The organism is Woeseia sp. D3-10 (assembly GCF_055809415.1).
In genome coordinates this window covers 2178618-2200548 of the sequence record NZ_JBVVTW010000007.1, presented here as the reverse complement: position 1 = coordinate 2200548, position 21931 = coordinate 2178618, and the positions used below count along the sequence as shown (strand labels likewise).

Genomic DNA, 21931 nt, shown 5'->3' with positions numbered 1-21931 from the left:
TTCGATGTAGAACGAGCCACAAGTACGGAGTATCGAGATGTTTGAAGCCGCAGACACGCTGGCTAGCTACTGGGAAAAACGCGCCGTCAGATTTGCACGACATGAAGATGGCCTGGCCGCGGTTTGCTCCTACGGCATGCCGCGTTTCTACAACCGATCTATCGAGATCTGCCAGCGACGCGCACTGCGCCCATGGTTGCAAGATATCAATGATGCCGATGTTCTTGAGATAGGTTGTGGTGTCGGTCGCTGGACAGAAATGTTAAGCCGTCAGGGCAATCGGGTCAGTGCTATCGACCTCAGCCCAACCATGGTGTCGGAAACATCCCGTCGCCTGAAAGCGAACGCGCTCAACGCCGACTTGTGCACGGCCGACGTTTCCGAGTTCAAGTCCGGGAAGCAGTTTGACGCCGCCGTCAGCGTCACCGTGCTGCAGCACATCATGGACGACGAGCGCTTCGATCTGGCGTTCAGAAACATCGCCGATCAGATACGTCCCGGCGGCCGCTTCGTTTTGCTTGAAGCGGCACCGTCCGATGACGACGTACGCTGCAACAGTCCGATATTTCGTGCGAGACCCTTCAGCGCCTACCAATCAGTACTCGAGCGCAACGGCTTTCGCATCGATACGGTCGCCGGGGTAGACCCGATGCCGTTCAAGACGTGGGCGTTGCCGTACCTGCGCTCAATGCCAAGACCGCTCGCGGTAGCAACCATCGGCGTTGCCACCGCGCTGTCGCTGCCACTGGATCTGGCGCTGGCCGCACGCTTACCCAAGCAGTCATGGCACAAGCTGATTGTCGCCGTTCGCGAAGAGCGTGCATGACTCGCAAACAGACAACCTGGTTGCCGCTAATGATACTGGGCGTGCTCGGCCTGTTGGCCGGCCTCGGCCGGTTTCTGGAGACGAGTGAGACCGAGAGCCAGTTCGGCGTCGTGCCCGCAACCATTGTTGTCGACAACGGTGCTGATCGCGGTCCGGGCACACTGCGCGACGCCTTGTTCATGGCAATGCGTGCCCAACACCATGTCGCTATCGAGTTGCGAGTACCGCAGGTTGATCTCCAGCTCAGTTTGCCACCGATTGCCGTAGCTCATGGCTTACGCATTTCAGGAGCTCTCGACGAGCCGACCCGCATCGTCAATATCAACGACAAGGACAATGCGTCCGTTCTGTTGCATCTTGTCAGTGAGAATATTGAACTGGCCAACCTCGTTATCGATGCAGCCGGTACCAATGGCATCAGCATCAGCGCAGCCAACGTCTCGATCCGCGACATTACGGTCACCAACGCCGCTACCGGCCTCAGTGCATTCAATGCGGAACGCCTGAACATCGCTAACAGTCTCTTCATCGACAATACCGACGGCGTACGCATAGAAGGCAGCACTGGCAGCGTCAGCATTAGTAGCAGCACGTTCACCAACAACAGCGGCAGCGGCCTCTGGGTCGTGTTCGGCATTGAGCCCAACGAATCCGCGAGCACGATTATCGTGCACGACAATCAGTTTCGTGGCGGCCGCAACGGCGTTACCGCCGCCAACGCAGTCATCGATCTGCGCGGCAATCGTCTGTCCGGATTCAGCATGAGCGGACTCACTTTACTGAGCTCCCGGGCCAACATCGCCGAAAACCGTATCGTCGACAGCAGCGGCATTGGCATGCACCTGGCGGCAATGGCGAGTTCCATGGTCTACAAGAATGAAGTCGGCCGAAACGCCGCAGTCGGCATGTTGATCGTCGATGCGAACGGCCTGCAGGTTGATAGCAACGAAATCTACGGTAATGGTTACGGCATCGTGACGGTTGGCCGACTTCCCGTGACAGCAGCATTGCGGAACAACACCTTGTCGAGCCAGACCATCGACGGCCTGATCGCGATTGGCGACACACCCACGATTGATGGCAACCATGCGTTGCGCAATGGTCAGGCCGGCATTCGTATCCTCGATCTGCTGATGCCGGACTCCGTGCTTATTCCAAGCACACCCCGGCACATGAACAATGTGCTGTCCGACAATGGCAATGACGAAATTTTGTTCGGCCAGTACGTAGTCAAAGCGCCATGAGAATATCCACCGGAACATCGGCAACACCGGCCGTGGACATGACCGAGCGCCGGCTGCTGTTCGACGCCTGCTGGCCCATGATCCTGATCATACTGGCTGCTGCCTACCTGGCATCCTGGTCTATTGGCATCCTCAAAGTCGACCTGCCAACGGTCTTGTGGACCACGTTTGGCGTTGCGGCCGGTCATCAGACCCTGTCGCGTCTGCTCGACCATGTCGACTCACGCAACGGCCTGATATTTTTGCATTCATCGATCAACGTCGCAGCGATCACCGGCCTGGCAGTTATCTGGTCACAGCTGGGCGCTCTTGCTTCGCCGGGCTTTGCGCTTTTCTTTGCCTTGCCGGTTCTTGCAATCGGCCTGGTTGCGCGACTCGGCGCACAATACGCAATTACCTTCTATGCCATTCTGGTAGCGTGGCTCGCTGCTTTGCGAGAAAGCATTGATCTTCGTTTGCAGCTGGATCAACTCGGCTTTCCGCCCTTCTGGAACGCATTGCCGGGACTGACCTCCCACGAATTTGTCGGCTATGGAGTAACGGCCGGCGGCAGCGCTCAGTTGCAGTTCATGATTGTGTTTTCATTTGCGATGCTGGGCGTCGTCACTACGTCGGCCGTGGTCATCACGCTGGTCGGCCGCTTGTTCGAGCGTCTGCGTTTCGTCAGCGACAGCAGTCACCGTGCCGAATCCATGGCGCGCAGCTTTCTAACCCAGACCGACGGTCTGGAGATGATCATCGACCGTACGTCGTTCCAGGTCATCGCTGTCAGCCCACGCCTTGCTGAAGAACTGGAAGAACCGCCCGAAGTTATTGTTGGTTGCCACTATTCAACGGTACTGCCGTTTCCCCACGATCACCCGGCAATCCGGCTCATCAAATCGGGCCTGTCTTCGGAGTTGCCGCACCAGGTATTTCCGGCTGCATCCGGCTACAAGCTGGTCAATTTCCGGGTCCACCCCGGAGTGTCCGATGGCTATGAATTCCAGCGCATCACCATGGAAGACCTGCAGGAGAACGATTACGCCCGCATCGCTGTGGACGGCCTGGGCGACCTGACCGGCGTACTGGATGGCGGCGGCCGTATTCTCTACATCAGTGAAGCGGTAAAAAAACTGTTGCCTGTCGGCCGCAGCCAGTGGCGTGCAGACCTGTTGCCTCTGCCAGCGGGCTGGTGGCAAATAGGCGCGCGCAAGCAACATACCCGAAACGTAACCATCGGCCGCAACGAGTACGCACTGCGGCTTAGTCATGAAGCTTTTTATGCCGACGGCAACGACATGGAACTGACCGTGTTTCGTTTGCGACCGTTGCGACGGACATGACTATGCGCAGCCTTGCTCTCATCGCATTCTCGCTACTGCCCGCTTTAGCGCAAACCGACGACCTGTGGCTATCGGCCAGCGCCGCAGAAGGCTCGAGTGACGGCAGCCGCTTTGCGGCCAGTCGCACACTCGACAGCTTTGGCTTGAAAGGCTCATTGGCCGGTATCTCACACAGCCGCATCGGCGATTCCTGGTGGACTCTGCTGGAAGGCAGCCTGAACCGGCGACTCGGTGATTCCGCCGTGATCAGTGGCAGCGTCTTTGCGGGGCCTGGTCAGATCGACGGCCGCAACTTCACCACCCGCAAACTGGTGGTGGGCGGCACCTGGCTCATCGACAAGACCTGGTCTGCGGATTTAAGCGACACGTACATAAACGTCGACGACACGATCGGCCATGTCGTAAGCGCCAGCCTCAGTTATGCGCGGCCAACAGGCAGCAGTCTTGCATTCAATGCAATCTCTTCGGTCGGCTCCGGCCTCGACACACGCCAGTTCGGCTTACGCTTCAGAGTCGCAGCGGAGCGCAGCTGGTTCGGCGGTGTCTATGTCGGCGAAACCGGCAGTCCGGCAACTCTGGGCGAATTCGGCGTTTCTGTCGGCGGTGTTGTGGACGTTCGCCAGGCGTACGTCGGCTTAAGCGTGCCTTTCGGCCGTTACACGCTCATGGGTACGTTTGATCATCTGCGGCTGGACAGCCGGGTCCGGAACGAACTGACCGTCGTACTCAGGGTCCCGCTGGGGAATGACGCACGATGAATAGTCGAACGACATGGCTGCTTCCGCTGGCCGGCGGTTTGCTGGTATTGATCACTGGAATTGCCGCGTTGCAGGCAGGTGATCAGCTGCGGAATGCAACACTGCAACGTCAGGCACAAGCCGATGCGATGGCCATCGCGTCGGACGTACAAGCGAAGCTGCTCGACATCACTTACCGGCTGGAGCGCGTTGAACGTTCATCAGTCGACGCTCCGTCGCCCGCCGATAGCGAATTTGTCAGCTGGTATTTTGACGGCGAACTGCATTCCAGCTCCGAACGTCTGCATGCCGACCCCGCCCTGCAACAACAACTCGCCGACGTGCAAGCCCCCACCGTCCTGGCGCCGCTCACAACCTCGACTGGCCGCGACCTGGTTTTGCTGACCAGTCCGCGACCCGATGGCTGGGCCGGTGTCGCTATTCCGGCCGACCAACTGCTGGCGGAACTGCCGGACTCGTCCATTACCGCGCGATCGCTCGAACTCACGTGGCAAGGAACAAGACACGACGGCGGCCGCATTTACCGCGCTGACATGCGTAGCCAGGAACGCCAGAGTTCCTTGTCGTTCCCGGTACCGGGCGGTACCTGGAAACTCGGCTACGACAGCACAGTGGCTACGGAACTGGGTGACCTGCGCTGGTCTCTGTACGTCATTGTTGCTGTCCTGAGTTACGCCATTGCGCTGGTACTGTATCGGCAGGCCATCAAGCCGCGCGGACTTACCGCCGATCTCAACGTAATGACCAAGCGCTTTGTCGCGCTCAATGAGCAATTCTCGACGCTGCTCGCAAATCGCGAGCAGATACAGGACCGGGTACACCAACTATCGGTGTCAGATATCGTCACCGGCCTGCCCAATCGACAGGCCTTTGTCGAACACCTCGGAACTGAACTCGAGAAGCTTCGCCTGGAACCCGAAGAAGGCCCTCTGAGCATTGCCGTAGTGGGCTTGAAAGACGTCGAAAAAGCCGAGCGTTCACTGGGACACAGCGTAATCCCGACCATCTTCCCGCAGGTTGCGGAGCGACTTGCGGCCAGCTTGCAGGACTCCAACTACATTGCTCGCGTTAACGATTACCAACTGGCGATACTGATGCCCGGCAGTGATTCCGCCGATGCCATTCGGCTTGCAGCCGAACTCACCAGCGACGGCATAGCCGGTGTGTACGAACACGAACGCGGTAAAATCAATATCGTGCCGCGTCTCGGCATTGCGACCGCCGAAGATGGTTACGGCTACGCGGCCAACCTGATGGACGACGCCATCTCCGCGCTGAGTGATGCAGAGGCAGACAACATGCGCTGGTCGGTCTTCGCCAGCGACACGCGTGACGACCGGGTGACGTTGATTCAGCTCGAATCCGACTTCAAGTCCGCGTTGGAAAACAACGAGTTTCGTTTGCACTATCAACCGATAGTGCACACACACAGTGGCAAGCCCAAAGGCTTTGAGTGCCTTGTGCGCTGGCAACACCCGGTTGAAGGCCTGTTGCCGCCAGGCAAGTTCATTGCGCTGAGCGAATCAACAGGACTGATTACCGAATTGACCCAGTGGGCCTTGCGCGAAGCGATACGGCAAGCGAAAGACTGGGACAACCTGCGTAACCTCGACTGCTATCTGAGCGTCAACCTGTCGACACTCGATCTGTTGCATGCCCCATTGGCACGCGACCTGTCGACGCTGGTCGCCGAGGCCGGGCTGTCGCCATCGATGTTCCGACTCGAAATCACAGAATCAATGTTGATCAATAACATCTCGCAGGCGCGGGACATGCTGATCCAGCTCCGTGATGCTGGCTTTGGCATCATGATGGATGACTTCGGCACCGGCTTTTCGTCGCTCAGCTATTTACGCCAGCTGCCCTTCAGCGCCGTCAAGATTGATCGCTCATTCACGCAAGCCATTACCTGGGATTCAAAAGACTACGGCATGGTGCGCAATATCCTGAGCCTGATTCACTTCCTCGAGATGGAATCCATCATCGAAGGCGTGGAGACGCAGGAGCAGCACGACCTGCTACTGCCGCTGGACCCGGTTTACTGCCAGGGTTATTTGTTTGCGAAACCCATGACCGCGATTGACGCCGAGGAGTACCTGGCAGCGGCATCGGTTGCACCGCCACTCAGTGTGTTGGGAGGTGCCTCATGATGAGCGACGCCACCCGCATGCTCAATGCAAGGCTGGCAGAAACGCCAAGGCAAAACGTGTTGTTCCTGCTTGGTCCCATGATCCTCATTGCCGCATGGTTCGCCGGTGTCCGGCCACCGCCAGACACCAACGGCATCATCGTCACGAGCTGCCTTATTCTGATTGCGGGCGGCGTCGCCTTGTCCTGGGGCAAGCGCTGGATGGCGTTGACGGCTATTTGCTGGCTCAGCATCCTGATAGCCGCGGCGCTGCTGCTGGTTCAAATTGGCGTTGAGAACCGAGCGCTGCTCGTCAGCCTTAAGACTAACGCATCACTGGAAGCAATTTGCCTCATCTACCTGGGTACGGCAGCGCTGTTGGCCAAACGGCGTACGACCAGCGTCGTGCACGCGGCACTTTCCGTCTATATCCCGATGCAACTTCTCCAGTATTCGGCAATCAATCTGTATTCGCTGGTTGGCGGCGTCGAGCACGCCGGCGCCTACACCAATATCTCACCGTTCAGCGCCGCGTTACATTTCGCGACGACGCTGATCCTGCTAATGCAGGTCATGCTCAGCGCAACCACGAGCCGCGCCCAAGCTGCAGTATGGCCGCAAGCCGCGGTCGTTTCGGCGTTGACGTCGTTGCTGGTTTCGCTGTACCTGCATACCGCTTTTTCGGCAGTTATTTCCGCACTGTCGGGCGCGTTACTGATTGGCATTGCCTTTCTCGGCTGCAGTGCAGCCATTACCCGGCGGGACATGTTTCGATTGCACCTGAGCCTGCAACGCAAAGTGCGGAGCCAAAGCAAACAGCAGGATGCGCTGATTTCCGCGCGCGCTGATTATGAAGAGTTGTATGAACAGGTTCCGATCGGCGTCATGAAGACGGCCGGGACCGGCCGCATCCTCAGCGTGAACTCACGGATGTGTGAAGTGCTCGGCTTTACCTCCGTCGAACAACTCAAGTCCACCGACTTGCGAGCGCTGTTTGTCGACCCGGACCGGCGCAAGCGTGATTTTCTTGCCTGGAAAACATCGGGTGAACGCGAGTGGGCCGGCAACGTCGAAATGCTCAAATACGACGGCACGCCAATCATCGCCCACTTCACGGGCAGCCGGGTGAACGATTCACACGGCAATCTGCGCTATGTGCTGTCCTGCTATCAGGACGTTACTGAACGACGCCAGGCAGAGCGTGAAATCAAGAAGCTGGAAAGCGATCTGCGCCTGACCCACAAACTCGAGGCGGTTGGCCGCCTTGCGGCCGGCATTGCACACGAGATTAATACTCCAATGCAGTACATCGGTGACAACGTGTACTTCTTGTCGACAGCGTACGAAGACCTGCGGGCGCTGACGCTCGGCCTGACCGAGCAGCTGCGCAAAGTCGCCAATGACGCTGGCATGAGCGTAGACGACGTCATCAGGGAACTGGAAGAAGAATCGGATCTGGAATATCTCGATGAAGCTGTTGGCGGCTCATTCAAACGCACGCTGGATGGTGTAAACAGCGTCGCCGAAATTGTCCGTTCGATGAAAGAGTTCGCCTACCCGAACGACAAACAGGCGTCCTACAACGACGTTAATGCGTTGCTCGCGAATACGCTCACCGTTAGCCGCAGCATGTACGTGGCGGCCGCCGAGATAAGTACCGAGTTTGCCGAGCTTCCACCGACCCTGTGCTTCCCGGGCGAGCTGAATCAGGTGTTCGTGAATATCGTCGTGAATGCTGCGCACGCTATCGAGAAGGCTAATCAGACGCTGAATCGCGAGATCGGCCAAATTCGCATCGTGACCTGTCTGAACGAAGGCAGCATCGAGGTAAGAATTATCGACAACGGTACCGGCATGCCGGCGGCTGTCCGCGAACGCATATTCGACCCGTTCTTCACCACCAAGGAAGTAGGTAAAGGCACAGGCCAGGGTCTGGCGATCGCACATTCGATAATTACCGAAAAGCACGGCGGTAGCATAGTCGTGAACAGCGAAGCCGGTATCGGCACAACGTTCATTATCAGCATCCCACTGCGTACGCCGGAGAGTGAGCAATGAACGGAAATTTCGAACCGCAGCCACCGCTGCGGAAATATTCAGTCAGGATCAGTTTGAAATTGGAGCAACCATGAGTACCAAACCGACAATTCTCTGTGTAGACGACGAGATCAACATTCTTGAGGGAATGAAGATCAATCTACGGAAAGCCGGCAAGATACTGACGGCCACCTCCGGCGCCGAGGGCCTCAAGGTTCTTGAGGAACACCCCGACATTGCTGTCGTCGTTTCCGACATGCGCATGCCTGGAATGGACGGCGCGGCATTCCTCGCCAAAGCGCACGATCTGCGGCCGGATACGGTACGCATATTGCTCACCGGGTTCTCCGATATGGAGGCCGCTGTCCGTGCAGTAAACGAAGGTCAGCTGTTCCGCTTCCTGACCAAACCGTGTCCGCCAAACATGCTGCAGCCGACGATCGCAGCCGCTATCGATCAACACCGGCTGTTGACCGCCGAAAAAGAACTACTGCAACGCACGTTGCTGGGGTCCGTACATGCCCTGATCGAAGTCATGGCGCTCGACAACCCGGAGGCGATGGGTCGCGCAATGCGTATTCGCCGTCGTGTTCGCGATATCGCCCGGCGCATTGGCGTGAACGCAGTCTGGCCCGCAGAATTTGCCGCGATATTCTCCCAGCTTGGTTTAGTCTCGCTGTCCGAAGAGCTTCGCCAGAAACTGTACTTCGGGCGCACGCTCGACGAGCACGAAGCCAGCAGCGTCAGTCGCAGCATCGAATCGATCGTTGGCATTGTCGGCAAGATTCCGCGGCTCGAGCCCGCCATCCGGGTGCTGAAGACTCTGTCGCGCGACGCCAGAGCCGACGATGCGGTTGAATCCCGGGTTGTACGCGCTGCCATCCTTATCGAAAGCTGCGAGTCCCGCGATCTGAGTGATCAGGAAACACTGTCAACGATCACAGCACGCAGTGACGTGCTGGGCGCTGACGTGGTAGCGGCCTGCGGTAAGGCAGAACGGGTGGTTGACGAAGAAGAAATGACGGTCATCTCGGTCGCTCCGCAATCGCTGGCAGATGGCATGGTTCTGGTCAACGACTTGCTAACCAGCAACGGGGTGTTGCTTGCGCCGCGCGGGTTAACTATCAACACGTCAACGCTTGAACACATTCTGAATTTCACAGACCGGCTGGATACCAACGGTATTGAGGTCAGGGTTGCAGCAAGCCAGGCCGAGATCGCTGCTCAGGCCACCGGCTGATCCGGTTTCTCGACTGTCAGGAAGACATAGAAAGAGGTTGTGGCGGCATGATGCAACGCCCGCTGGCGTTCTGCGACAGCGCCGGAGTCGCCTGACGACGATCACCTTGCTGATGATCGCCGTCAGGACTTTCGAAACTCGGCTCAGTCTTCCGAGTTGTACTTGAGCTCGCCACCTACGAAGGTCATGATAATCTGCGTTGACGGAATCTTGTCTTCCTCTACCGTCAACAGGTCGTTCGAAAGCACAACAATGTCGGCGTATTTGCCGGGCGTCAAAGAGCCTTTGACGTCCTCTTCAAACGCAGCGATCGCATTGTTCAGCGTGTAACTCTTCAGTGCTTCTTCCCGGGTCATGACGTGTTCAGGATGAAAGCGTTCGCCCTTGACCGTCATCCGGGAAACCGTGGCGTAGTACGAAGCAATCGCATCGATCGGTTCGACAGGTACGTCAGTACCGTTGCCGATGATAGCGCCCGACTCAATGAGCGTGCGCCACGGGTAGGACGTCAGGCCGCTACGCGGCTCGCCGAGACGACTTGGAATCCACGGGCCATCAGATGCACCGTGTATACCCTGCATCGCGGCAATGACACCCATTTCAGCGAAACGCGGCACGTCGGCGGGATCGATGTGCTGGGCATGTTCGATACGCCAGCGCAGCGGCTTGCCGTCAACACCCATCTCGTCCCAGACACGTTCGTAAATATCCAGTGTTTCGCGGTTCGCGCGATCACCAATGGCATGTGTATTAACCTGGAAACCGTGTTTTACAGCCACTCGCGCCGTGCCTTCGATATCGGCGACCGGTTCCAGTACCAGACCCGCGGTGTCGGGCAAATCGACGTACGGTTCAAGCAACCATGCGCCGTGTGCACCCAGCGCGCCATCGATCTGCCGCTTGATCGAACGCACCGTCAGGAAGTCATTGCCCTCCGCTACCATTTTGTAGAACGGCAGCAGCTCGTCCATTTCTTCATTCGTCTCGCTGCGCACCATGACGTACAAGCGGACAGGCAGTGCACCCTCTTCTTCCAGCTCCTTGAAAAAGTCGATCGTTTCAAACGATGCGCCGGCATCGTGGAATGAGGTAACACCATGCCGCAGCGCTTCGTCACCGGCCAGCATCACGCGTTCACGGTCAATACGTTCGGACTCTTCCGGCGTAAGACGGTTGTTATAGACATTGACGGCATCATTGATCAGCCGTTGAGCGGTTTCCCGCAGCAAACCTGTTGCCTTGCCGTCTTTGTCGCGGACAATAGTGCCGCCTGCCGGGTCCGGCGTATCAGCGCCAACGCCGCCGGCCGCAAGTGCCGCATCGTTAGCAAACGCCGCGTGACCACTTGCATGACCCAGCAGCACGGGATTGTCAGCAGATACCGCATTTAAACTTGTGTTCAACGGCACGCCATCAACAGCATCGGCGGGCACCGAATCCCATTTATCCTGATGCCAGCCACGACCGAATACCCATTCGCCGGGTTTCGCTTTGTCGACCGCGACGGCAACCATGTTGACCACTTCGTCCCAGTTCTTCACGCGCGACAGATCCAGTATCTGCTTGGCACGACCGAGACCCATGTAATGCCCGTGCCCTTCGATGAACCCTGGCATGACAAAACGTCCGCCGAGTTCAACAACACGGGTCTCCGGACCGACGTAGGCCGACATTTCCTCAGTACTGCCGACCGCGGTGATCTGATAACCGTTGACCGCCAGTGCTTCCACATTGCCTAACGCCGGATCGACGGTGGCTATCTTGCCATTCAGCAACACGAGGTCCGCAGGTGCTTTGCTATCGGCCGCTGCTGCAGGTGCCGCCGTATCGTCAGATTGGCCGCTGCACGCGGCCAGAACAATCGTTAACAGAATTAGTGCAGCTGATGGTCTCAGCATGGTGCTTCCCCCGAAGGCTTACGAAAGACCCAACTTTCGCACTGCCCCTCTGGCATTGCAATTGCCGTCGTGTTGCGCCGTTGGTATCCGCAGAAACCGCTATTTTTTCCGCGGCAGGAGCAAATACGTGTATTCCGGGGTCTGTCTGCGCGGCAAGGATTTGATACATTGCCCATCAGCAAAAAATAACTGTGAGACTTTGTATGAGAATCGTTTCGCTACTGATTACAGCCTTGCTTGTCACCAATGCAACCGCCGACCCCATAAGGCAGACCAAAGGCGACTTCTACGACGCGTTTCGGCAGCTCGATACCGACCTGCCGACCGCCAATGTTTACCGCACCGCATCTGGCGCACCCGGGCCGCAGTACTGGCAGCAACGCGCCGACCACAAGATCAAAGTGCAGCTCGATGAATCGCAACGCCGCATCAGTGGCTCGCAGACCGTGTCTTACACCAACAATTCGCCGAATCCACTGCGTTACATCTGGTTGCAGCTGGACCAGAACCGTTTCGCCGACGGCTCGCTGAACCGCATGTCGGAAACGGCAGCAGACGCGGCGGGCCGAATGACCTGGAAAGATCGCGAAACGCCGGATGTTCTCACCTACGCCACGATTGCTGCTCACCAGATCCATAAAGATGTGGAACACGGCTTCGAGATTGAGAAAGTAGCTGATGGCCGCGGCCGCGACCTGCCGTACACCGTGGTCGACACGATGATGCGTATAGATCTGCCGCAGGTTTTGAGGCCGGGTCAGCGCACCGAATTCTCCGTTGCCTGGTCATTCAATATCATCAACGAAGCCCGTCTGGGTGGTCGCGGCGGCTACGAACAGTTTCCTGAAAACGACACCTATATATATTTCCTCGCTCAATGGTTCCCGCGACTCGCGGCATACACCGATTACGCCGGCTGGCAACACAAGGCATTTCTCGGCAGCGGCGAGTTCACACTGGAGTTCGGCGATTACGAAGTCGAGATCACGGTACCGTCCGATCACATTGTTTCCTCGACCGGTGAACTGCAAAACCCCGGTGACGTATTGACCTCGGCGCAACGCAGCCGCTTGCGCGAGGCGCGCAGTGCGGACCAGCCCGTCTTCATCGTGACGCCCGAAGAAGCGCTCGAAAATGAGCGGGATAAAGCCAGCGGAACCAAGACCTGGGTATTCAAAGCCGAGAACGTGCGCGACTTTGCCTGGGCCAGTTCCCGCAAGTTCATCTGGGACGCGATGATTCACCGCCAGAACGACGACACGCACCCGGAAGTACTGGCCATGTCGTTCTACCCCAATGAGGCCGAGCCAATCTGGTCGAAGTACTCAACCCACGCCGTCGTGCACACGATGGAAGTCTATACACGCTTTTCGTTTGCCTACCCGTACCCGACCGCGCAGTCCGTCAACACCTGGAAAAGCGGCGGCATGGAATACCCGATGATCACCTTCAACGGTTATCGGCCGGATCCGCTCGATGCGGTAGAGGGCGAAACCGTAGCCGATGCGCCAGACAGAACCTGGTCGCGGCGCGTCAAGTACGGGCTGATTGGCGTCATCATTCACGAAATTGGCCACATCTACTTCCCGATGACGGTCAATTCCGACGAGCGCCAGTGGACCTGGATGGACGAGGGCATCAACAGTTTTCTGGATTACATCGCAGCACTGGAGTGGGAGGAGGACTATCCCGCATACCGTCCGCACCAGAGCGTGCTCGACATCATCACCGACTACATGGTCAGCGAAGATCAGGTGCCAATCATGACCAATTCGGATTCCGTGTTGCAGCTCGGGCCGAATGCCTACTCCAAACCAACGGCCGCGTTGATCGTGCTGCGTGAAACCGTCATGGGCCGCAAACTGTTCGACTTCGCGTTCAAGGAATACTCGCAGCGCTGGAAATTCAAACGCCCGACGCCCGCCGATTTTTTCCGCACGATGGAAGACGCTTCCGGCATCGACCTCGACTGGTTCTGGCGCGGCTGGTTCTACTCGACCGATCACGTCGATATCGCCATTAACGATGTGCGCGAGTACCGCGTATCTACGGGTGACCCGGACATCGAGTTCCCGCAGGATCGTGAGGATTACGCGGGCAAGTACCCGGAAACGTTGTCGCAGGCACGGAATCGGGATGAAGGCCGCGAGACCTACCTCGATCGTCACCCGGAACTTGCCGATTTCTACAACGATCACGACAAGTTCACTGCCAGCAATGCGGATCGCAATGCCTATCAGGATCTGCTGGACGGCCTGGAAGACTGGGAGCGGACGGCGCTGCAACGTGCCATTACCGACAATGAGTACATTTACTTCATAGATTTCGAGAATATCGGCGGTCTGGTCAGCCCATTGCCGCTGCAGATAACGAACGCGGACGGCAGCGAAGACTTCATCATGCTGCCCGCCGAAATTTGGCGTCGTAACTACAAGTCACTAACCAAGCTGCTGATCCGGGAACAGCCAATGGCGTCTATTGCTCTCGACCCGCGGCACGAAACGGCGGATGCCGATTTCGCGAATAATCACTACCCGCGGCGCATGGAAAAATCACGCATCCAGCTCTACAAATCCGAAGACGATACGCGGGACCTGATGGCCGACATGTTGCAAACGTTGCGCAAGGCCAAAGGCGGCGATGACGGTTCGGCGCGCAAGCTGCCGCTGACGCCAGAGCGGGTCGAGTGATGCTGCGACCGCTGCAGCAATGTGCAGTGCTCATTGTGCTGCTGCTGGCGTTGTTGCCAGCCGCAGCACACCGGGCGCCGGGCAGTCTGTCAACGATCGACTTCAATGCGACCACCGGCATGCTTGAAATCGTCCACCGCCTGCACCTGCACGATGCCGAGATTGGTGTCGCGGCGGTGCTCGACGACCCGCAGTTGTCGCTAAGCCAGCTCGAATCGAGAGCCCGTGTTGCGCTTTATGTCGAAGAGCGGTTTCAGATTATGAGCGGTGATGCGGTGATCGGGCTGCGGCTGGTCGGTGCCGAAGTCGCGGGTGATTACCTGATGGTCTACCAGGAGCGCAATGGACCGCTGCCAGCGAAAATCCGCATTCGCGACGACATTCTGCGCGACGCGTTCGAGGGCCAGGTTAACCAGGTCAATATTGCGAACGGCACCGCGGTGCGTACCCTGACCTTTGCCACAGACGATGTCTGGCACACTTTCGAGTTCGATATCGCCGAGAATTCTGGTCAATCAGCGACAGAATAGCCGCAAGTGGCGACTGTTCGCCGACAGTTGATATATAATCCCGCACCCCTGAAGTTGGCGCGCGGAATGCGCGGCGAAAAATCTCATCCCGGAGCAGTACCTTGGACCGCGACCAGAAGTTTTACGACATTTATTCCGTAGTTTTAGGCGGCTTAGCCCTTTTTGCACTGGCTATTTTCGTGCTGTCGAAAAAGATGTCCGATATGACCCAGGGAATCTACACGTCGTCGGCCGTTGAGTATCAGCAGGCAGTTTCAGAGCGCCTGCAGCCGTTCGGGCAGGTGTACATGCCCGGTGAGGCCATTCCCGCCGACGAACCTCAGGTAGCTGAAGCGACTCAGGCTGACCCGGTAGCGACCACACTGTCGGGCCCGCAGGTCTATAACGCCGCCTGCATCGCCTGCCATGGCAGCGGTATCGGTGGGGCACCCACGCTGGCTGATGCGGCCAACTGGGCTCCGCGGGCCGCACAGGGTACCGAAACCCTGCACGACCATGCCGTCAACGGTTATCAGGGCAGTGCCGGCTACATGCCGCCAAAGGGTGGTCGTCTGGACCTTTCCGACCAGGAAATCCATGACGCCGTCGACTACATGCTCTCGCAGGTTCCCTGAGATCACAGTGGCGCTGGCAACGTTGCTTGCCGGCGAACCCCAGTGACCGGCCTGCCCGATTTCAGGCTGGAAACCCACTTCTCCCGCTGGGAGTTCAAAGCGCGTATTCACATGACGGCCTCGGATGCCGAGAGCATGTCACTGACCGAACTGCTGGCGATGGCGAACCCGGCGGAACGCGAAGCGTTTGACCAGCTCTGGCTGGGCTACACCGAAACCTGGGGTGATCCCGGCCTGCGCGAACTCATCGCCGGCACTTACCAGGAGCGCACGGCCGCGGACATCCTCTGTTTTGCCGGGGCCAGTGAAGGCATCTTCGCGGCCAATTCCGTATTGCTGGACAAAGATAGTCACGCCATCGTCGTAACGCCGAATTACCAGTCGCACGAAACCCTGCCGGTCAGTTTCTGCTCGGCAACCGGGATTCCGCTGGACCCGGACGATCACTGGTCGTTGGACATTGACCGCGTCGCCAGTGCTATTCGCCCCAACACTCGCCTGATGACCATCAACTTTCCGCACAACCCGACAGGCGCAAACCTGTCACCGGATCGGTATGCGGCATTGATCGAGCTCTGCCGCAAACACGGCATGTATTTGCTGAGCGATGAAATATTCAATGGCCTGGGACCGAGCGGCACGGAGTTCCTGCCCGCCGCGGCCGATGTCTACGAACGCGGCCTGTCCCTCAACGTCATGTCGAAGGCCTACGGTCTGCCGGGATTACGCATCGGCTGGATCGCCTGCCAGGACCGGGAATTGCTGTCGAAGCTGGAACGCATGAAGCACTACTTGTCGATTTCCAACTCCGGGCCCAGCGAAGCGCTGACAAAGATAGCGCTGCGCAACCGAGAGCGCATTCTTGCTCGCAACTGTTCAATCATCGACGCGAACCTCGTGCACCTGAATGCGTTTTTCGCACGCCATCAGGATCTCTTCGTCTGGCGGCAGCCGGACGCATCGTGCATGGGGTTTCCGCAGTACACCGGCGGCGATGGCGTGGAAGAATTCACTCGCCGGCTCATCGAAGACAGCAGTCTGCTGTTGTTACCCGGCAGCATTTACGAATCAGCGCTGACCAGCACACCGGCCAATCACTTCCGTATCGGCTTCGGTCGGCGTGACATCGAGACCGGCATTGCGGTCATGGAACAACACCTCGATCGCGGTGAACCGTCATGATTACGCTCGACCTAGCGGCCATCAAAACACATCTGGATATCGACGCTGCGGTCGCGGCCATAGAACAAGGCTACGTCGATTACAGTCTGGGGCGGGCTGACGTGCCGCCGGTTGGCTACCTGGCCGTGCCGGATGGCGAATGCCATATCAAGTACGGGCACATTCAGGGCGGCGAGTTTTTCGTCATCAAGGTGGCAACCGGCTTTTACGGTAACACCGCGCTCGGCTTGCCGAGCAGTGACGGACTCATGCTGGTCCTGTGCGCAAAGGACGGCATGGTCGAGGCTTTTCTGCAGGACGAAGGCCACCTGACGAATATGCGCACGGCGATGGGCGGCATGATTGCCGCGAAATACCTGGCACCCTCCGAAGTAACGGGCATCGGCATCGTTGGCGCTGGCGTTCAGGCCGAACTGCAATTGCGGCTGCTTAAGAACGTCACTCAATGCCGCCGTGTCACGATCTGGAACAGAAACAGGGAACGCGCCGAAGCACTGGCGGCAACAGTCATCCACGATGGTTTCGACGTTGAGATAAGCAATTCGGTGGAAGCGCTCGTGCGGGCATCGAATCTGATCGTCACCACCACGCCTGCGCAGGAACCGCTCATTGCGGCCGACTGGGTGACGCCCGGCACACACATCACCGCGGTTGGTGCCGATACTCCGGGTAAACAGGAGCTGGCAACTGCGCTGGTCGCGAATGCCGATATCGTGGTTGTCGATTCAGTCGCACAGTGCACAGATCACGGCGAAATTCAGACCGCCTTTCGCGACGGACGCATCACGACGGAGTCGTTGCGCGAATTGGGCGATGTCATCAACGAACCGAACTTGCGCCGGCAGAACGATCAACAGATCAGCATTGCGGATCTGACCGGCGTGGCAGTACAGGATATCCAGATCGCCTCGGCCGTATTCTCAGCATGGAAAAGCAAGAACGGCTAGTTAGCGGCCGACCACTCCCGCATTTCCGACAACCAGCCGCTGCATCGGGCATTTATCATTGCTGGCTGACGCCGCAGTGCTCCCCGCAGCATCATGCTCGCTCGAACACTGTCGCTCCTCCGCAACGAGTGCCGGACGCAGCTACCCGCTCCTGGACGCATCGCCGGGCTATCATCCGGGCACACCGCAGCTCCCGCCGTCGAGCGAGCCTGCCGTCGGTACAGGCGAATTGTATTGTCGCCAAAGCTGTCCTATGTTGAGCATCCTTATTTGCGGGAGGCAGGCATGACGAATCGTCGGGAATTCATAGGTGCAGGTGTGGCGCTGTTGGCAGCAACAAAAGCCGGCGCGCAATCCAGCGGCAGCAAGAACGTTGCCAATCCGTCTCAACCACTCAACATTTTGTTTCTTGGCGGTACCGGTTTCATTGGTCCGCACCAGATCGAACGTGCACTGGCACGCGGGCACAATGTCACGATGTTCAATCGCGGCAACAACAGCGGCTTGTTCGGCGAGCGCGTTGAGGAAATTGTCGGTAATCGCGATGTCACGATCGATGCCGGTCTCAAACCACTGGAAGGTTCACGTCGCTGGGATGTCGTCGTCGACAACTCCGGTTATGTGCCGCAACACGTTGCGGATTCCGTGCGCCTGCTGAAAGACCGCACTGATCTTTATCTCTACATTTCAACGCGCGCCGTCTACGACGAAACCAAAGGAACCGTCTTCATGCCAGACAGTCCTTTATGGCAGACCGCGAAAGCCCCTGACGGCTCAACTTACGGCCCGCTGAAAGCGGAGTGTGACCGAATCGTGCGCCGCGAATTCGGCGCCAGAGCCGCCTGTGTCAGACCTCCTTACATCGTTGGTCCGGGCGACACCACCGATCGCTTTACCTACTGGGTCGAACGCCTCTACCGTGGTGGTGATGTGGTCTGCCCGCCAGATCCCGACCATGAAGTGCAATGGATCGACGCGCGAGATCTTGCCGAGTTTGTCGTTACGTTGGCTGAGAATCGCACGGGCGGTATTTTCAATTGCGCCGGACCCGCGTCATTCATGGACAACGAAATGCTGATGCACGCAATGCGCGCCTTCTCGGCAGCGCCGACAATGCTGCACTGGCCGACCCGCAAGATGCTGGCTGATGCTGAATTCAATCCCCTGATGTTTGGCTCCCGGGAAAATTCCGTGCACGTCGATACAGCGACAGCGCTGGCAGCCGGACTGCGTTACCGCTCACCGGCAACCACGGTGCAGGACACGCACGAATGGTGGTGGCGGCAACCGGCGGAACGCCGCGCGAATGCGCGCCGCTGGCCATCCCCGCAAACGGAGCAGGCGGTCCTCTGGCAAATTAAGTACAGCTAGCGCTGGCGCTAAACGCGGTAAAGCCGGACACGTTTAATCCGGCTTGCCGCCCTGGTTTGCGGCAAGCCAGGTTGTCGCCAGCGCGCGTACGTCGTGCCCCGTGGGGGACTCGTGCGCGCGCAAGTCAAATTCTGGTAATACGGCAAAAATGTGGTCGAAGATATCCGACTGGATGTCTTCGTACTCATTCCAGTCGATCGTGCTGGTGAAGGCGTAGACCTCGATAGGCAACCCGTCGCTGGACGGGTTGAGTTGCCGAACCAGCAACGTCATGTCCTGTCGAATCCGCGGGTGCGCCTTCAAGTAGGAAACCAGGTACCCCCTGAAAGTACCGACATTCGTCAGCCGGCGACCGTTAATACGTACCGACATGTCCGTCTGTCTGGCAACGTTAGCTTGCTCAATCGCTTCGAGCTTTTGCTGCAAATAGGTACTAAGCAAGTCCGCTTTTCTGAGTCGCTGCATCAGGTCCTCGTTCAGAAAACCGATGCTACTGGTCTCGACGAGAACACTCCGCTTGATGCGCCGCCCACCGGCCTCCGACATACCTCGCCAGTTCTTGAATGAATCGGAAATCAGCGCGTAGGTAGGAATGGTGGTGATCGTCTTGTCCCAGTTCCGCACCTTGACCGTCGTCAGAGCGATATCGACTACATCGCCGTCCGCGCCGTATTTCGGCATCTCCAGCCAGTCGCCGACCGACAGCATCTCGTTGGCCGAAAGCTGAATGCCGGCCACGAGACCCAGTATCGGGTCTTTGAATACCAGCAGCAGGACCGCGGACAGAGCACCCAGGCCACTCAGCAGTATCAAAGGTGATTTGCCCATCAATGCCGAGATCGCCAGCAAACCAATCAGGATAGTGGCGATCAATTTTACGGTTTGCAGCAAACCGCGGATCGGGAAGTTCGTGGGTCCGCCGTGACGGTACATCACCGTGCGCAAAGCATCGAGGAACGAGAAAAAGGCGAGCAATGCGAACAGCAATATCCACTGCACGCTCAAGGTATCAATCAGTCGGAACAGAAACGACGATTCTTCCAGCCACAGGCCGGCCTGAATCTGGACCACCGCACCCTGAAAGCCGAAGGAAATTCGCCGAAACAGATTGTTCGCCAACAGCTCCCGCTGCCACGTCTCTTCCTGTTTGCCAACAAACCGGACCAGCACGCGGTGCACGAAGCCGTGCAGGAAGAAATGCAGAACTAAAGCGAAGACGCTGATCCATAGCACGACGAAAAGGTCGAACGCAATCTGCGCGACGCTGGGCACGTGAACCTCGAACCAGGCCATCAGAAATTGTTTAAATTCATTCCGCAGATTGTCCACGTTACTGTCTTCCTACATCGGTGATGTCACGACGTCGTGGGTTGTGGCGTCACGACAGCGCAAAAGTGGGGCATTGTACTCCAGCGGGCGCAGTCGTTTCTGACAGCGGCTTCGGCTGTACCTCCGCGAGGTCACGTTGTTTTGCCGAAACGCTGTAGACAGGGTGAACTCAACAGCAAGCATCGTGTTCCGCCAGCGTGAGCTTCACTCGCAGATGGCGTTTCTGAGCCTGAACACTGCGAACGACATTCGCAGCGTGAGTCGTGGCGCTAAGCCGGGACTGACCGGGCCTGCAAGCCGCGCAGGCTGAGTGCTTCAGCGATCGCATTCACGCCCACGCTATCGTCACCGGCAAGGTCAGCGATGGTCAGCGCCACTCTCTGCATGCGCTGATGTCCTCGCGGCGACAAGCCGTATTGATCCATCGCGCGCTCGAGCAGCGCGCTGGCACCGTCGGTGAGTTTGCAGGCTGCCGCCAATCGTTCGCCGTCGAGATTCGCGTTGCACACACCTGAACGTTTCAGCTGCCTTGCACGGGCTGCGAAGACGCGAGCCGCCACCGTGGCGGTCGATTCACCCACCGGACTGTCTGCCCGCATGCACGACGCCGGCGGCCGCTGCACTTTCATTTGTATATCGATGCGATCCAGCAACGGACCCGAAATTCGCGAGCGGTAGTTCTGGACGCGATCCGCACTGCAATTGCAATTGCCGCGCGGATCACCGAGGTAGCCGCACGGGCAGGGGTTCATGGCTGCGACCAGCTGGAAGTTGGCCGGGAAGTCTGCCTGCGTGCCAGCGCGGGAGATCGTGATGTGTCCGGACTCCAGTGGCTCGCGCAGCACTTCAAGCACGTTGCGATGAAACTCGGGCAGCTCGTCGAGGAATAACACGCCATTGTGTGCGCGTGACACTTCCCCGGGACGCGGGTCGCCGCCACCGCCGACCAATGCCGCTGCCGACGCGGTATGGTGCGGCGCGCGAAACGGCCGTCGGCACCAGCGCTGCACATCGGTATCAACACCAAGAATCGACTCCACCGCCGCAGTCGCCAGCGCCTGGTCATCTGACATCGGCGGCAACAGGCCCGGCAGACGTTTCGCCAACATGCTTTTGCCCGTGCCGGGAGGTCCGACGAATAGCAGGTTGTGGCCACCTGCTGCAGCAATTTCAAGCGCCCGTTTGGCGTGCGTCTGACCGCGCACGTCTTTGAGGTCGAGCGCGTCCGGCTCCTGCGGTTGCGCCGGGCGTCGTGGCGCAGGCGTTAGAGGCCGCGAGCCGGAGAGGTGCGCCGTCACTTCCAGCAATGACGCCGCTCCCAGCACCTCGGACGAAGCGAATGCGGCTTCAGCCGCATTGCCAACGGGCACCACTATTCGGTGTCCGGCATCGGCTGCACGCAACGCTGCCGGCAATACACCGGGAACGCCGCGCAACTCGCCGTTCAACGCCAGTTCACCGAAGAATTCATGGCTGGTCATGAGCTCATCGTCCAGTTGATTGCTCGCCACGAGAATACCGAGTGCAATGGCCAGGTCGAATCGCCCGCCCGTTTTGCGCATGTCGGCGGGACCGAGGCTGACGATGATGCGTTCTTGCGGAAAGTTATAGCCGGAACTGAGAATGGCACCGCGCACCCGGTCTTTGCTTTCGCGAACCGCGGTCTCCGGCATGCCGACAATGGCGAACGTTGGCAGTCCACCGGACAAGAACACTTCGATCGTGACTCGCGGGGCATCAACTCCGAGTTGAGCGCGACTATTGAGGAGCGCCAGGCCCATCAGCAACAGGCTTTGCTGTCGGCGTCGCCGC

At 58.5% G+C, this 21931-nt stretch carries 16 protein-coding genes; 13 read left to right on the top strand and 3 right to left on the bottom strand.

The features are described from left to right. Positions 1 to 37: 37 nt before the first annotated feature. From AC0L8N_RS10335 to AC0L8N_RS10305, 7 genes are all read left to right on the top strand, one after another. Positions 38 to 826: a class I SAM-dependent methyltransferase gene (locus AC0L8N_RS10335; protein ID WP_473667565.1), complete on the top strand. Its 789-nt coding sequence runs from the start codon at positions 38 to 40 to the stop codon at positions 824 to 826. Continuing rightward, the gene (locus tag AC0L8N_RS10330) at positions 823 to 2070 is read left to right on the top strand and encodes a right-handed parallel beta-helix repeat-containing protein (RefSeq protein WP_473667564.1); all 1248 of its coding nucleotides are present in this window, start codon (positions 823 to 825) and stop codon (positions 2068 to 2070) included. The genes AC0L8N_RS10335 and AC0L8N_RS10330 overlap by 4 nt, the downstream gene beginning before the upstream one ends. Beyond that, positions 2067 to 3395 carry a hypothetical protein gene (locus AC0L8N_RS10325; RefSeq protein ID WP_473667563.1) on the top strand — a complete coding sequence of 443 codons (1329 nt, stop codon included), beginning with the start codon at positions 2067 to 2069 and terminating at the stop codon, positions 3393 to 3395. Before AC0L8N_RS10330 ends, AC0L8N_RS10325 begins: the two co-directional genes overlap by 4 nt. 2 nt (positions 3396 to 3397) lie before the next feature. Beyond that, a complete protein-coding gene (locus AC0L8N_RS10320) occupies positions 3398 to 4153 on the top strand; it encodes a hypothetical protein (protein ID WP_473667562.1) in 756 nt (251 codons plus the stop codon). Further along, complete coding sequence (locus AC0L8N_RS10315; RefSeq protein WP_473667561.1) at positions 4150 to 6303, top strand: putative bifunctional diguanylate cyclase/phosphodiesterase; 2154 nt, start codon at positions 4150 to 4152, stop codon at positions 6301 to 6303. Before AC0L8N_RS10320 ends, AC0L8N_RS10315 begins: the two co-directional genes overlap by 4 nt. After that, positions 6303 to 8339: a two-component system sensor histidine kinase NtrB gene (locus tag AC0L8N_RS10310; RefSeq protein WP_473667560.1), complete on the top strand. Its 2037-nt coding sequence runs from the start codon at positions 6303 to 6305 to the stop codon at positions 8337 to 8339. The genes AC0L8N_RS10315 and AC0L8N_RS10310 overlap by 1 nt, the downstream gene beginning before the upstream one ends. A gap of 70 nt (positions 8340 to 8409) precedes the next feature. Continuing rightward, complete coding sequence (locus AC0L8N_RS10305; protein WP_473667559.1) at positions 8410 to 9558, top strand: response regulator; 1149 nt, start codon at positions 8410 to 8412, stop codon at positions 9556 to 9558. A 143-nt stretch (positions 9559 to 9701) separates the two neighbouring features. Here AC0L8N_RS10305 and AC0L8N_RS10300 read toward each other — a convergent pair whose 3' ends face one another. Further along, positions 9702 to 11456 (bottom strand): amidohydrolase, encoded by a 1755-nt coding sequence (locus AC0L8N_RS10300; protein ID WP_473667558.1) that lies wholly within the window; start codon positions 11454 to 11456, stop codon positions 9702 to 9704. 203 nt (positions 11457 to 11659) lie between these two features. On the opposite strand from AC0L8N_RS10300, the gene AC0L8N_RS10295 reads away from it, so the two are divergent. The 6 genes from AC0L8N_RS10295 to AC0L8N_RS10270 all read left to right on the top strand — a co-directional run bounded on the left by AC0L8N_RS10295 (position 11660) and on the right by AC0L8N_RS10270 (position 18790). Further along, positions 11660 to 14146 (top strand): M1 family metallopeptidase, encoded by a 2487-nt coding sequence (locus tag AC0L8N_RS10295; RefSeq protein WP_473667557.1) that lies wholly within the window; start codon positions 11660 to 11662, stop codon positions 14144 to 14146. Beyond that, positions 14146 to 14676, top strand: a complete 531-nt coding sequence (locus tag AC0L8N_RS10290) for a DUF6702 family protein (RefSeq protein WP_473670119.1) — start codon at positions 14146 to 14148, stop codon at positions 14674 to 14676. The genes AC0L8N_RS10295 and AC0L8N_RS10290 overlap by 1 nt, the downstream gene beginning before the upstream one ends. A gap of 101 nt (positions 14677 to 14777) precedes the next feature. Next, positions 14778 to 15290: a c-type cytochrome gene (locus AC0L8N_RS10285; RefSeq protein WP_473667556.1), complete on the top strand. Its 513-nt coding sequence runs from the start codon at positions 14778 to 14780 to the stop codon at positions 15288 to 15290. A 42-nt stretch (positions 15291 to 15332) separates the two neighbouring features. Beyond that, the gene (locus AC0L8N_RS10280) at positions 15333 to 16472 is read left to right on the top strand and encodes an aminotransferase class I/II-fold pyridoxal phosphate-dependent enzyme (RefSeq protein ID WP_473667555.1); all 1140 of its coding nucleotides are present in this window, start codon (positions 15333 to 15335) and stop codon (positions 16470 to 16472) included. Next, positions 16469 to 17419, top strand: a complete 951-nt coding sequence (locus AC0L8N_RS10275) for a Rossmann-fold NAD(P)-binding domain-containing protein (RefSeq protein ID WP_473667554.1) — start codon at positions 16469 to 16471, stop codon at positions 17417 to 17419. Before AC0L8N_RS10280 ends, AC0L8N_RS10275 begins: the two co-directional genes overlap by 4 nt. A 285-nt stretch (positions 17420 to 17704) precedes the next feature. Continuing rightward, positions 17705 to 18790 (top strand): NAD-dependent epimerase/dehydratase family protein, encoded by a 1086-nt coding sequence (locus AC0L8N_RS10270; RefSeq protein WP_473667553.1) that lies wholly within the window; start codon positions 17705 to 17707, stop codon positions 18788 to 18790. Between the two features lie 33 nt (positions 18791 to 18823). On the opposite strand, the gene AC0L8N_RS10265 is transcribed toward AC0L8N_RS10270, so the two are convergent. Beyond that, positions 18824 to 20119: a mechanosensitive ion channel family protein gene (locus AC0L8N_RS10265; protein WP_473667552.1), complete on the bottom strand. Its 1296-nt coding sequence runs from the start codon at positions 20117 to 20119 to the stop codon at positions 18824 to 18826. 269 nt (positions 20120 to 20388) lie between these two features. Then, the gene (locus tag AC0L8N_RS10260) at positions 20389 to 21900 is read right to left on the bottom strand and encodes a YifB family Mg chelatase-like AAA ATPase (RefSeq protein WP_473667551.1); all 1512 of its coding nucleotides are present in this window, start codon (positions 21898 to 21900) and stop codon (positions 20389 to 20391) included. Between the last annotated feature and the right edge of the window lie 31 nt (positions 21901 to 21931).